This window comes from Alloprevotella tannerae ATCC 51259 (assembly GCF_000159995.1).
In the GTDB taxonomy this organism is placed as follows: domain Bacteria; phylum Bacteroidota; class Bacteroidia; order Bacteroidales; family Bacteroidaceae; genus Alloprevotella; species Alloprevotella tannerae.
Genome location: NZ_GG700643.1, coordinates 937,321 through 951,530, shown reverse-complemented (window position 1 = coordinate 951,530; position 14,210 = coordinate 937,321). Strand labels below are relative to the sequence as shown.

The following is a 14,210-nucleotide window of genomic DNA, read 5'->3' as shown; positions in this document are numbered from 1 at the left end:
CTGAGCACGACATATGCGGAAGCCAAAAGAGAAAAAAGCCGCCCGTCGACCAAAAAAACAACGATTCGATCAAACGGAATAAGAACCTTTTACGCGACTGAATCAGTCGGACGAAAGAGCTATCGCGAATTTCGACAACGCGAAAAAGCACTTGTCAGCCACACAGTCCGTTATCGGCGACAATAGCCCTCGCCCTCTTTCAGACAGGCCGACCGGAATGAGACATACAACAAAATAAACACACAAAAACTAAACAAAAGATATTGAGAAACAGACCGAAAAGTACACATATCGAGTACTTCCGGCCTAAATAAACAATTTTTAACCCTTAAATTATAAATAAATAAGGTGAAAAGGTTGACAATGAAAATCAAGTGGCGGATATTTGCAAAATCTGCAAGGAAAACGAGACTCTTACTTTTTTTTATTCATTTAAATCATCTTGATCATGACTAAAAGACTATCTACCTTAGTGACGGGTGCCTTGCTTCTTAGCTTGGCTTTTTCCGGACAGACGATGGCGCAAGTCGATCTAAAGCAGCTGCCGGCGCATCCGCGCGGCGGTCCTGAGGAGAAGACGGAAGCGCAAGTTGATCTACAAAAAACTTATCCGGCCTGGGCGCCGGCAAAAATGCGCTACGTGCGGCCCGACCGCCTGCGCGCGGTACCCCAAACCGTGAAGCGCACCTTGAAAAGCGCAAGAAACGCTACGCCCCCAAGTCTCTTGGATGCCCCTGCACCGATGACCTTATGGGGCAATGTGATCTACCAAAACACTTGGGGAGAAGAGGAGACGCATTATGGCTTCTACTCTTTCTCTACCGCGCCACCGATCACTGCACTCAATCTGCTGGGAGAAGATCCCACTCTGATTGCCAACGGCGGAAGCGGCGTAGTCGACGGCGTTATGCACTCCGTCTATCTGGATACGTCTTTGGCCGTGTGGGGCATTGTCAAAGCCTACCATATGCAGTTTGATCCGGAAAATTGGCAAAGAATAGCACCGCCGACAGAAATAGATCTGAGTTTGGCTGCCCTTGAAACGGCACAGGATCAGACTACAGGAGAAATTTACGGCGCATTTTATAATTCAGATCTGACCAAACGCGAGTTTGGCGTTGTTGATTTTGAAAACGAAACGCGCACAACTTTCGGTACGACGGACAAGGCTTACGTCGCATTAGGACTCTCAACCGATGGTTATCTATATGGTATAGCCACAGATGGTAACTTATATAAAATAGACAAGACGAACGGCACGGAGACGCTGATCGGCTCAACAGGAATAGAAATTACGGACGCCGATGGCTCTTACTACAGCCAAAGCGGCGAGATAGACCAAAAGACAAATACGTTCTACTGGGCCAGCGTAGACAACGCGCAACAGTCGGTCTTGTACACGGTTGACCTCGCTACGGGTGCGGTGACAAAAATCTCCGACTTCCCCAATGGCGACATCGTTTTGGCACTAACCGTCCCGAAGCCGCTGGCAGAAGCGGGAGCACCGGCGGCAGCCGAAGAACTCAGCGTCGCATTTAACGAAGCTTCGCTTAGCGGTAAAGTAAACTTCAAGGCACCGACCAAAACCTATGGCGGCAGTACGCTTACCGGCGAACTCACTTATCGCGTTATGCTGGGCAAGCAGATTTTAGCTACGGGAAAAACGCAGCCCGGTGCTAACGTTTCAGCTGATGTTTCGGTAACAAAAGAAGGCTTGACGCGCTTCGTAGTACAACTGGAAAACGCTGCCGGCCCCGGCACGTATGCACGTATCGAAAAATGGATCGGCTATGATGAACCGAAGGCGATCGAGGACATAAAACTCACAATCGATAATGCGACCGGAGCGGTTAATTTAACGTGGCAGGCGCCGACGAGCACGATTCACGACGGCTATCTTGGCCCGTTGACATACGACGTTATGCGCTATCCGGACTCTGTTAAAGTGGTCACGAACGGAAGTGCGACCCAGTTTGCAGAAACCTTGCAGAAAGGTGAAATGATTTACTACACTTACGGCGTTTTAGCGCACAACGGTACGCAGCAGAGCGTTGAAAGCATGTCAAACGGCGTTATTCTCGGCGATACGGTCAGCATTCCTTACTTGGAAAACTTCAAAACGAGCGAATCAATGAATCTGTTTAAGATTATTGATGTCAATGGCGACGGAAAAACGTGGAAGTGGAATCCGTATGCAAGCTGGGATCCGGGCACGTCAGGACAGGCAGCTATATATCCATACAATCGTAACGCGGATGCTGACGACTGGATGCTGACACCACCAGTTCATTTGAAGAAAGGCTTCCTCTATCATGTTGCTTTCAAAACGAAATCGCGCATGGAAAAATTCAAGGAACGCCTGGAAGTGAAATTCGGTAAGGGAGACAAGGCAGAAGATATGACCGATGAAATATTAGCTCCGACAGATATCTCTTCGAAAGATTATATCACTTATGAAAAAGACCTCAAGATTGATGCTGACGGTGAATACCGCATCGGTTTCCACGCCTTAAGCCCTAAGAATCAATTCTTCCTTTACATTGACAGCATTTCTATCGAAAAAGGCGTCTCATTCAGCGCACCCGACACGGTATCGAACTTGACGATCACGCCCAATCCGCAAGCTGCGAAGAAAGCAACGATTACGTTTACAACACCTACGCTGGACATTGCCGGCAAACCGTTGAGCGGTCTCTTCCGCTATACAGTCGAACGCAAAGGCAAGGGCGTCGTGAAAATGGTGGAATATCCAGCTCGCGGCAAACAATACACCTTTGAGGACGAAGTTGAAGAAAATGGTTTCGCTACATACACCATCTATTGTACCAACAAAGACGGTGACGGCCGCAGACTGAACAAGACGGTATACGTGGGACTCGATGTTCCGAAAGCACCGACTAACGGCCGCTTGACAGACCAACAAAGCAGCATCAAGATAGATTGGGATGCTGTAGAAGGAGTAGGCAAGAACGGCGGTATAGTACTTCCGGAAAATGTTATCTATCAGGTATACAATATTGTATATGATAAACAAGGCAACCCAAGCGCAGAAATTTTAGATGATACGCAGCAGACAACTTATCAGGTAACTCGCAACACAGAAGAGGGTAATCAGGAATTTATTCTTTATGCACTCTCTGCCACAAACGATGCGGGAACAAGTAAGTTGGCCGCAACAAAGGGATTGGTAATAGGTACGCCTTACGCGTTGCCGATCGAGGAATCTCTACCGGGAGGACGATTAAATCTGCTATGGTGGATTGAGCGCTCAGGCAGTTCTTCGTTTGCCATTACGACCAACAAAGCATATGATAACGACGGCGGCGCATTTGTTTTCAATACGAAAGCCGCAGGAGACGAGGCAAGCCTCAATTCCGGTAAGATTTCACTGAAAGATACGAAGCACCCGCAAATCGCTCTCTACCACTATTCTACTCCGGGCAAGCCCATCAAACTTGAAGTAGAAGTGCGCAAACCGGATAATACGATTGTAAAAGTCGGACAATTCGACTACGCAACCTATACAGGCCAAGAAGGTTGGCAAAAGATGGTATGCGATCTTGACGCGAATCAATTTGCCAAGGAGCGCTACATCCAAATCGGCATCCATATCATCGGCGGCGAAATAAATACACCGCTTTGGTTCGATAAGATTAGTTTGCGCGATCTCAACGAACGCGACTTGAAAGCTTCCATCTCTGCACCGGAAATGATGATGAAGGGTGAAACTGCACGCACCACGATTTCTGTAGAGAACTATGGCGTAGAAGCAATCAACACTTACAAGGTACGCCTCACGGCCGGAAATGAACTTGTGAAAGAAATTGCTTCAGAACAAGCTATTCAATCAGGCGAAATTCGCGAAATCGCTATAGACTACAAGGCAAACGTCTTAATCGAAGGCAACAGCGTTGCACTCAAGGCTGAAGTCATCTGCGATGAAGACCAAAACAAGGCTGACAATGTTTGTGAAGCAACCGTAAAATTAAAGGATTCAGAGTTCCCGAAACCGGAAAATGTAACGGCTCAAACCAAAGGAGGCACGAACGTATCGTTAAATTGGAGTGCTCCATCCTCAACTTCGCAAACCATCACGGAAGACTTTGAGTTCTATATGCCTTGGTCAATCGACACGTTCGGAGACTGGACGACCATCGATGCCGACGGCGGTATCACGGGTGGTTTCTGGAGATCTTATCCATACAAACACCAGGGCACGCCGTTTGCATTCATCGCCTTCAATCCGGAGAACCTCTTCACCGGTTGTATCGAAGCTAATCCGGGCATTGCGCCGCATTCGGGTGATCAATATCTGGCTGCCGTTTACACGTCAAATGACGATGGAACCGACTTCTTAGACGCCGACAACTGGCTGATCAGTCCGAAGCTCTCAGGAGCAGCGCAAAAGATCGACCTTTGGATAAACAACTTCAAGGCTAAGTCTAAGGACTATGTAGAGCAAATCGAAATACTCTACTCTACTACCGGCCGCAATAAGGAAGATTTCCAAAAGATCGGCGATACGCACACCATTAGCGGAGGTGCTTTCCAAAACATCGCCGTAGATCTACCCGAGGGAGCGAAATATTTCGCAATCCACCACATTACCGACAAAGACAATGTCTGCCTCTTGATGCTCGACGACGTAACATTCACAAAGGGCTACGATGCTCCAAAGGGATACAACGTATATAGAGACGGCAAGTTGGTAATAGGTCTCGATGGCAACACGATGAAACTTGACGATAGTGCAGACACCGAAGGTGCGCACACGTATGGCATCACTGCTGTCTACGAAAAGGGCGAGTCGCAAGCCGTTCTGATCAACGTGACTACAGCATTGCAACTGATTGAGGCGCTATCCGGTCAGCCAATCGACATTTACACGATCGACGGCCGCCTCATCGCCAAGGGGCTCAACAGTCTGCCTCGCCTCGAACGCGGTATCTACGTCATCAATGGCCAAAAGGTGGTAATCAAATAACAACTACCCGCCATTAGTGACCACACACTTTTACGGCAACCTCTCCACCACAGGAGGTTGCCGTTTTTTTCAGCCCGAAAGGGACCAAACTCCCCCCACACATCCCGCCGCACCCACGCTGACATCCCCGCACACAAGCCCCCCCCCTCCCACATACGCCGCCGCAAGCAGCTCTTCAGAAAGTTCTCCATCTCCAATCGCCAACCTGCCGCCCCCACAACTCTTTATACCGGTAAACCTACGCCCCGCCCAAAGCCATAGGCCATCGACCAACGCAGAACTACAAAGAAATAACGCCCCGTTTTATAAGCCGGCAACAAGAAAACCACGCCCCGAGCACCAATTCCCCATCGCCCCCTCCTAAGAAAAACCCCTTTTTATTACGAGCGCAAACCTTTATCCTCACGAGCGTAGACCTTTTTTATCACGAGCGCAAGCTCTTTTCATCACGAGCGCAAGCCCTCCACTTCAAGCCGTCGCCTCTCCACGTCAGAGCGAAAGCGTCTGACAATAAGAAGCGTAAAGAAAAAGGCGCGACATCCACACCACGCCGCACATCGCCCGAAAAATTTCACCAACCCATCGGCCCTCACAAAGCAGAAAAAGCACTTTTTGCTTGCATACTCAAAGAATAGTTTGTATTTTTGCGCCGATTTAGAGTCCGTTGGGGCAAAACAAGCGAAGCCGATCGGCATCCGCCTCGCGGAGAAATCCGTTATTTAACAAAACATCAATGTACGCAATCGTAGAAATTAACGGTCAGCAGTTTAAGGCAGAAGAAGGCAAGAAGCTCTTCGTAGCTCACATCCAAGCCGCAGAAGCTAATCAGACTGTTGAATTTGAGAAAGTTTTACTCGTAGACAACGACGGCACAATCAACGTTGGCACACCGACAGTGGCCGGCGCAAAAGTTGTTTGCGAAGTGATCACGCCGCTGGTTAAAGGCGAAAAAGTATTGGTCTTCCACAAGAAGCGCCGCAAAGGACATCGCAAACTCAAAGGCCATCGCCAACAGTTTACAGAGGTCACAATCAAGAATGTAATTGCTTAACTCCAAAAACGTAGAAGAAAATGGCACATAAGAAAGGTGTAGGTAGTTCTAAGAACGGCCGCGAATCAGCTTCGCAGCGATTAGGTGTTAAGATTTGGGGCGGCCAATATTGCCAAGCAGGCAATATCATCGTCCGTCAGCGTGGTACGGCTCACTATCCGGGCAAGAATGTCGGAATGGGCAGTGATCATACGCTTTATGCCCTTGTTGAAGGCACGGTAACGTTCCGTAAAGGTAAACACTTCGGAAAGCCCAACCGCAGCGTAGTCTCTGTTGAGCCCAAAGCTGAAGCTTAACCATCCATAAAGAAAGAAAACGGGATGGATGCGGCATAAGCCAAAATCTATCCCTTTTTTCATTCTCTAAAAGGTCAGAAAAAGGAGGTCGTGCGGACAACGCATAACCTCCTTTTTACATTCCTAACGCCGCAAAACCCATAGCGCACAACCACACGACACAACTGATATGACTACTATCCGGATACAATCGGAAGCCGACTTGCCTCAAGCCGCGCGCAGCTTCATCGCCGCGATGCAAGACCGCACCATCTTCGCTTTTTATGGTAAGATGGGCGTCGGTAAAACCACGTTCATCAAAGCCCTCTGCGAGGAAATGGGCATCGTTGACGTTGTCAACTCGCCCACCTTTGCCATCGTCAACGAATATCACAACGCAGCGGCCGATCGGTGCATCTTCCATTTCGATTTCTACCGCATAAAGCGCTTGGAAGAAGTCTACGATATGGGCTATGAGGATTACCTCTACTCCGGCGACGTCTGCCTGCTCGAATGGCCCGAACTGATCGAGCAATTGCTACCCGAAGAGACCGTCCGCGTCAACCTTACGGAAAACGCCGATGGTTCTCGCACGCTGACAATGGACTAAACGCTCCGCCAAACGGCGCGCGGCACGCCCCAAGTTCAGCCGGCCGCCACAGCATCTCGGACAGCGCCGGCCCCCACCCAAAGCGCAGCAGCCCGCCACCGAACAGCCGCATTAAATTCTCGGCCGGCAGCCATAAAATATACCCCTAAGCTGAAGCGCTTAGGGGCATATTTTTATATCGTAGCGGCCGCAGCCTCGCAAACCTATTTCCAGTCGCCCGGTTTCGTACTTATGCGGTAATAACCTTTGAGTTGGATCTCCATAATCAGCATCGAGCCGGCAGGAAGTTTGCCATAATTGCTCGGAAAGTAAGCCAAATCAGCCGGAATATACAGACGCCAGTGATCGCCGATGCGCATTTTCATCAACGCGGTGGCCACTGCGGCGCGCCAATAGCTGACGCCAAACTTCGCCGGCGCAGACATCGTCGGACTAAATATGTCTGCCGGGTTCACACTTTGGCCCGAATGCGCCATAAGTTTGCCTTCCGGATGCTGCGTAGTCGGCATCAGGCGCACCGTATAGTTAATTCGCACCGTGTCGGTAAAGTATGGCGATCCGCTGCCCGTACCGCGCTCCAAGATTTGCACACAAAGCGTATCGCGATACTTGACTTGCGACTCACCAGTCAGCGAAAACTTTCGCATCAGTCTGTAATCGCAATTCGCTTCCCAAGCGTTGCCGTATTGCGCTTTGGCTGTCGCAATATTTTGTCGGGCCACGTTGAGCTGCGTTTTGAATGCAGCCTCGTTACGGGCCTTCCAATTATCAAACTCCGGGTCTTTTGGCTCTACGTTTTCCTGACAAGCCACCAGCAAAATAAGACCTGTGAGCAAGAATAAGATTCGTTTCATCATAATTCAAGAAGCTTTTGAAAGCCGAAGCGGCTATTGAAGTTGCTTAAGTAAGGACGTGATCGAAACCTTGTCCTCTATCAGCGCGCGAAGTTGCTCTACCGGAACGCGCTCTTGCGTCATCGTATCGCGATCACGCAGCGTCACCGTATTTTCTTTGAGTGTGTCGTGATCAATCGTGATACAATAAGGCGTACCTATGGCATCGGCGCGACGATAACGCTTTCCGATCGTATCTTTCTCCTCGTATTTGCAGTTGAAGTGGAATTTAAGTTCGTTCATAATCTCACGTGCCTTCTCGGGCAAGCCGTCTTTGCGAACGAGCGGCAAGACGGCCAACTTCACAGGCGCCAAGGCAGCCGGCAAACGCAAGACTACACGCGTCTCGCCGTTGTCTAATTTCTCTTCCGTATAAGCGTGGCACATCACAGATAGGAACATACGGTCTACACCGATTGATGTTTCAATATCATAGGGCGTATAACTTTCGTTCGTCTCCGGATCGAAGTATTTAATGCTCTTGCCTGAAAATTCTTCGTGACGGCGCAGGTCATAGTCGGTGCGAGAATGGATGCCCTCAACCTCCTTGAAGCCGAAGGGCATCTTAAATTCGATGTCGGTAGCTGCGTTGGCGTAGTGCGCAAGCTTTTCGTGGTCGTGGAAACGATAACATTCCGCGCCGAAGCCCAAGGCTTGGTGCCACTTCATACGCCATTCCTTCCACCGATTAAACCATTCGTGCTCCGTGCCCGGCTTTACGAAAAATTGCATCTCCATCTGCTCAAACTCGCGCATACGGAAGATAAACTGGCGGGCCACAATTTCGTTGCGAAAGGCTTTACCAATCTGCGCGATGCCGAAGGGGAGCTTCATACGTCCCGTCTTCTGCACGTTCAGATAGTTGACAAAAATGCCTTGTGCCGTCTCCGGACGCAGATAGATGGCCGATGCGCCCTCGGCGGTACTGCCAACCTCGGTCTTAAACATTAAATTGAACTGCCGCACCTCGGTCCAGTTGCGCGTGCCACTGATCGGATCCACGATTTCTTCGTCGATGATGATCTGATACAAGGCTTTGAGGTCGTTGGCGTTCATTGCCTCCTCGTAGCGCTTGTGGAGCGCGTCGCGGCGCGTTTGATTATCGATCACGCGCTGATTTGTGGCGCAGAATTGCGCCTCATCAAAGGCATCACCAAAGCGTTTGCGCGCCTTAGCCACCTCTTTTTCGATTTTTTCTTCGTATTTCGCAATCTGATCTTCGATCAACACGTCGGCGCGGTAGCGTTTTTTACTGTCGCGGTTATCGATCAGCGGATCGTTGAACGCATCGACGTGGCCCGAAGCCTTCCATACCGTCGGGTGCATAAAGACTGCGGAGTCGATACCTACGATATTTTCGTGGAGCAGCACCATACTCTGCCACCAATATTGCTTGATGTTGTTCTTTAGTTCTACGCCGTTTTGCCCGTAGTCGTAAACGGCTCCGAGGCCATCGTAAATATCACTGCCGGGAAAGACAAATCCATATTCCTTGCAATGGGCTACGATTTTCTTAAATACATCTTCTTGCGCCATACTTCTAATTTCCTGCTTTATATATTTGAGGCAAAATTACATTTTTCTCCCGACATACATCTTCTTGCCCGCATTTAATTGCGCCCTACCGATTGTGAAGGCTTCCTCCGCAAATGGCAGTGCGCAGCGGCCGACTGCCGCTCGCCATTGTCCCGATTGCCGCGGGACATACTATATATATAATGTCTGCCTACGCACTTTTCGAGCAGCCAATCGGGGCGAGCTGCGCGAAAAGTTGGCTGCTGATACTGCCGCGCCTCATAAGTCGACGGCAAAACTTGGGCACGCCTTGCCGGAATACGCATTGCACGGCGTGGCGCGAAAGCTCTCGCTTCGTTTGCTCCCGCCAAACAATGGTTTGCTCCCACCAAACGATAGTATGCTCCGACCAAACGATAGTTTGCTGCCGCCAAACGAAATAGAAAAGCGATGCGAGGACGAACCGCGGGACATTGTGCCGCACGAAATAAGCACGTAGTCAACTCATTTTCAAATCGTCCTCCTTAAATATCCCTATTCGCTTGCACCGCAGCCTACGCTTGGCCGCAAAATTGGGATCTGCCACATCATTATCCGGAACCTCCGCACGCGCCACGGCACTATAATCGGCACTGAATAAGAGAAAAACTGTCAAAATGGCAGCATATATGACAAAAAGTTAGTTGTTTTGCAGTTTATCTGCGAGAAACACCATAAAATCCGGTTGGCACACGACTTGCGATAGGATAAAGTGTAAACAAAGGTCGAAAGGCCGGAGAATAAAGCATATAATATAACCAAACAAATAAAGAAAGGAGATTTAATTATGGTACCTGTAAGAAAATATGATCAAAACTGGTTGCCCAATTGGTTTGACGATTTTTTTGATAACGAATGGATGCGCAAGGCAAATGCCACCGCGCCGGCCATCAATGTCTTAGTCGATGAGCAGCAATACGAAGTTGAGGTTGCCGCGCCGGGCATGACGAAGGACGATTTCAAGATCCACGTCGACGCTGACAATAACCTCGTCATCGAAATGGAGAAGCAGCAAACCAATACGGCTGAGGGAGACGAAAAAACCAAGGCACGCTACTTGCGCCGCGAGTTTTCGTATACCAAATTCAGTCAGACGCTGATCCTGCCCGAAGATGTTGACAAGCAAAAGATTGGCGCAAACGTAGAAAACGGCGTATTGCACATTACGCTTCCCAAGCTCACGCCGGAGCAGAAGCAAGAAACGCTGCAACAGATCGAAGTGAAATAAATATTTTTAGGATTTTTTCCATTGAAAGTAAGCCGCAGGCCCTCCGCTTGCGGCTTATTGCGTATGTTTTCCTTACGTACGGAAAGTTTTTTCTGCAAGGAGTGGAGAAATACGTTGTAAAACTTTAATTTTGCAGCATCAATTTGTAGCATACAACTAAATTCTTGCTGTATTATGGCAGATCATTACAAACTTTTCCTTGCTGCGCTGACGCCGGCTTTTGCCGTCTGTGCGCACGCTCAAGTGACGACGTCCGCGCTTGGCGGCCTCATCACTGATGAAAGCGGCCAACCGGCTGTCGGTGCGACCATTCGCGCCATTCATACGCCGAGCGGTACGCGCTATACGGCTACGACGAACGCCGACGGCCGCTTTACGATTCAGGGTATGCGCCCCGGCGGCCCCTATACCGTGCAGGTAACTTACTTAGGCTACGGTACGAAATCGGTAGACAAACTCTTTTTGCAATTGGGCGATCAGTTGCCCTTCGATCTCCAGCTGAAGCCGAACGAGAGCGAACTTTCGGAGGCTGTCGTTACGGCTGTCGGGAAGAGCCGCGCAGGCGCCGGACAAAACTTCTCATTGCAGAAAATCACAACCACGCCGACCATCGACCGCAACATATTGGAGGTGGTAAAATTCTCGCCGATGGCTATTTCGAGCAAGACGGGTGGCATCTCTTTCGTGGGATCTAACAACCGCTACAACTCGTTCAACATCGACGGCGTCGTAGCTAACGATGTCTTCGGCTTGTCGGCGGGCGGCACAAACGGAAGCGGATCCGGTGCAAACCCAATCAGTATGGACGCTATCCAAGAGGTGCAAGTTGTCGTTGCGCCTTATGATGTGCGCCAAGGCGGATTTACGGGTGGCGGTATCAACGCCGTGACGAAGCAAGGTACGAACACGATGCACGGTTCGGCTTATGGCTTCTTCAATAATCAAAATATGTATGGGCGCTATAGCGCTGCGCGCGACCACACTTACAATAAACTGCCCACGCAATACGAACGCACTTTCGGCGCAACGCTCGGCGGCGCTTTCATGAAGGACAAGCTCTTCTACTTCGTAAGCTTTGAGCACAAGAAATCGAGCTACCCTTCAAGCATTTACCCGGGTTATACAGACAAATACATCTCTGCTGCCACGGCACAGCAAATCGCTGATCGCTACTTTGCACTTACCGGCATCCGCGAGAGCTTTGGCCAGCGCGATGTAGATAGCCGAAGCAATAGTTTCTTGGGCCGCTTGGACTGGAACATCGACGAGTCGAACAAACTCTCGTTCCGCTATCAATATAACGAGGCTTACCGCGACGCGTATGGCGCCAACGCGAAGACATACTTCTTCAACAATTCGGCATATCGCATCGCCAACGAATCGCACTCGTTCGTAACTGAGCTCAACAGCCACATCACTGACGCGCTCTACAACGAACTCCGCGCCAGCGCAAGCATCGTCAAGGACCACCGCGAAGTGCCTTATCAAGGCCCGACCGTAGAGATCGCCAACGTAACCGGCGCTGACGGCAAGACGAATACGAAAGTCAATATCGGTACGGAATTTTCCAGCGGCGCAAACGCGCTCTACCAGCGCATTTACTCGCTCGAAGACAACCTGTCTTGGTATCTCGGCAACCACACACTCACCTTCGGTACGCACAATGAGTTCTACCACATTCAGAACACGTTCATCCAAGGCTCAAACGGTACGTGGTATTTCCAGACTCTTGACGATTTCTTGAAAGACAATCCTTACAAGTTCTTCTATCAATATACTGATCCTACTGCGCCCCGCGTCAACGGCAGCTTGATCTATGCACCGGCAATGAGCGCCGGACAGTTCGGATTCTATGCACAGGATAAGTGGAACGTGACTTCGCAATTCAACTTCACGCTTGGCTTGCGCGTGGATATACCTATGTTCTTCAACCGTCCGAGTGTCAACACGGCCTTTAACACGTATGCCGACTCAAAACACTTCGGTGTTCACACGGGCGACGTTCCTAATGCTCGCGTAATGTGGTCTCCGCGCCTCGGTTTCAACTGGCACGTTGACCAAGCGCATCGCACGCTGATTCGTGGTGGTGTGGGTATCTTCACCGGCCGCGTTCCGTTCGTTTGGATCTCGAATGCGTTCACCAATACCGGCGTAGAAAAGAAGGGCACAACAATTACAAAGAGCGTCCCCGGTATGGCCAATTACCACCAAGCCATTCAAGACGTCATCGCGGCGGGCGCAACGAAAAAACCCGAGATTGCAGTCGTTCAAAAGAGCTTCAAATACCCGCAAGTATTCCGTGCTAATCTCGCCGTAGAGCAGACTTTGCCCGGCAACGTCAAGTTGCAGTTGGAGGGTATCTACTCCAAGACGATGAACAACGTATTCTTCGAAAACTTAGCTTTGACGAAAGTCGGCGAAGTCTTTGCTGTACCCGGCGTAAACGCAAGTGCAGCGCCTTTCTACAGCAATGCCTCCAGCGCCTACGAAAATATCATCAACCTCAAGAATACGAGCAAGGGCTACAGTTACGCTTTGAGCGCACAACTTGAGAAATATTTCGACTTCGGTCTTGATGTTGCAGCAAGCTATACCTATGGTCGCTCAAGAAGTGTCAACGATGGAACCAGCTCTGTGGCTTTTTCCAACTGGAAATTCAACTACTCACGCGACACGAACGGCCCCGGCGAAATGGGTTATTCGAAGTTTGATATCCCGCATCGCGTTATGGTGCGCCTCAACTACAACTCACCGAAGTATTGCAAAGGCTGGTTGAGCACATCAGTTGGCATCGTCTACACCGGAACTTCCGGCGGACGCTACAGTCTCACGATGAATGAGAAAGACGACTTCAATGGCGACGGCTGGCGCGGAAACAACCTCCTCTACATCCCGACGAAAGACGAGTTGAGCAAAATGAATTTCATCGCGTCTACGGATAAGAAGGGCAATGTTACCACTGCCGATCAAGCACGTCAACTCTTTGAAGACTGGATTCAAGGCAACAGCTACGCAAGAACGCACCGCGGCCAATACGCAGAGCGCAATTCTTGCATGACCGATTGGGAAAACAACATCGACCTCCACTTCGGCCAGAGCATCCACTTGAAGAATCTCGTTCGCCTCGAGTTTACGCTCGACGTGATCAACTTCACCAACATGCTCAACAAGCGTTGGGGCACGACCTACGGAAATGCCTACAATGTGAGTCCGATTATGGTCAACAAGATCGTAACGACGGGCGCTGCCGGCAACATCGTAGCCGAGCCGAGTTATACTTACAACCCCAATGCTAACCCCACGCCGAGCGATATCGCAAGTCGCTGGCACATGCAATTGGGTTTCCGCATCGCTTTCTAAGCCTTGCGACCACGCCAACCTAAAAGCGGCGCGACCTCCTCAGGTTGCGCCGCTTTTGCGTTGGGTTATGATGGCTCTTGTTCCTCCCTCAGCAGGCCGGCATCCGCGGCGCAGCGCCCAGCTCGCCCGTCCGCGAACCTACAACCCTTTACCCGACAAGGCGTTCCCCTTTACCGGCCGCCTCGCCAAACATGCCGAAGGCGCCCATCGCCTATATATATAATGTGTCGCCGTCTGCGCGTCGAAGTATCCACC

At 50.2% G+C, this 14,210-nt stretch carries 9 protein-coding genes; 7 read left to right on the top strand and 2 right to left on the bottom strand.

Features of this window, described 5'->3' with window-relative positions; translation table 11 throughout:
• Positions 1 to 448 precede the first annotated feature (448 nt).
• From GCWU000325_RS09910 to tsaE, 4 genes are all read left to right on the top strand, one after another.
• Complete coding sequence (locus GCWU000325_RS09910; RefSeq protein ID WP_006256450.1) at positions 449 to 4,984, top strand: choice-of-anchor J domain-containing protein; 4,536 nt, start codon at positions 449 to 451, stop codon at positions 4,982 to 4,984.
• Positions 4,985 to 5,717: 733 nt separating this feature from the next.
• The gene (gene rplU, locus GCWU000325_RS09895; RefSeq protein ID WP_006256446.1) at positions 5,718 to 6,035 is read left to right on the top strand and encodes a 50S ribosomal protein L21; all 318 of its coding nucleotides are present in this window, start codon (positions 5,718 to 5,720) and stop codon (positions 6,033 to 6,035) included.
• A 20-nt stretch (positions 6,036 to 6,055) separates the two neighbouring features.
• Complete coding sequence (gene rpmA / locus GCWU000325_RS09890; protein ID WP_006256445.1) at positions 6,056 to 6,331, top strand: 50S ribosomal protein L27; 276 nt, start codon at positions 6,056 to 6,058, stop codon at positions 6,329 to 6,331.
• Between the two features lie 169 nt (positions 6,332 to 6,500).
• Positions 6,501 to 6,920 (top strand): tRNA (adenosine(37)-N6)-threonylcarbamoyltransferase complex ATPase subunit type 1 TsaE, encoded by a 420-nt coding sequence (gene tsaE / locus GCWU000325_RS09885; protein WP_006256444.1) that lies wholly within the window; start codon positions 6,501 to 6,503, stop codon positions 6,918 to 6,920.
• 203 nt (positions 6,921 to 7,123) lie between these two features.
• Here the strand turns inward: tsaE and GCWU000325_RS09880 are convergent, their stop codons facing one another.
• Together GCWU000325_RS09880 and GCWU000325_RS09875 are read right to left on the bottom strand one after the other, a co-directional pair.
• On the bottom strand, positions 7,124 to 7,777 hold the full coding sequence (locus tag GCWU000325_RS09880) for an FKBP-type peptidyl-prolyl cis-trans isomerase (protein ID WP_006256443.1): 654 nt from the start codon (positions 7,775 to 7,777) through the stop codon (positions 7,124 to 7,126).
• A 30-nt stretch (positions 7,778 to 7,807) separates the two neighbouring features.
• The gene (locus tag GCWU000325_RS09875; protein ID WP_006256442.1) at positions 7,808 to 9,349 is read right to left on the bottom strand and encodes a glycine--tRNA ligase; all 1,542 of its coding nucleotides are present in this window, start codon (positions 9,347 to 9,349) and stop codon (positions 7,808 to 7,810) included.
• 25 nt (positions 9,350 to 9,374) lie between these two features.
• Between GCWU000325_RS09875 and GCWU000325_RS09870 the strand changes: the two genes are divergently transcribed.
• From GCWU000325_RS09870 to GCWU000325_RS09860, 3 genes are all read left to right on the top strand, one after another.
• Entirely contained in the window at positions 9,375 to 9,827 is a 453-nt protein-coding gene (locus GCWU000325_RS09870; RefSeq protein WP_040599628.1) for a hypothetical protein, read from the top strand.
• A gap of 327 nt (positions 9,828 to 10,154) precedes the next feature.
• Positions 10,155 to 10,595 (top strand): Hsp20/alpha crystallin family protein, encoded by a 441-nt coding sequence (locus tag GCWU000325_RS09865; RefSeq protein ID WP_006256439.1) that lies wholly within the window; start codon positions 10,155 to 10,157, stop codon positions 10,593 to 10,595.
• 174 nt (positions 10,596 to 10,769) lie between these two features.
• Positions 10,770 to 13,955, top strand: coding sequence for a TonB-dependent receptor (locus GCWU000325_RS09860; protein ID WP_006256438.1), 3,186 nt, complete (start codon positions 10,770 to 10,772; stop codon positions 13,953 to 13,955).
• Positions 13,956 to 14,210: the final 255 nt, after the last annotated feature.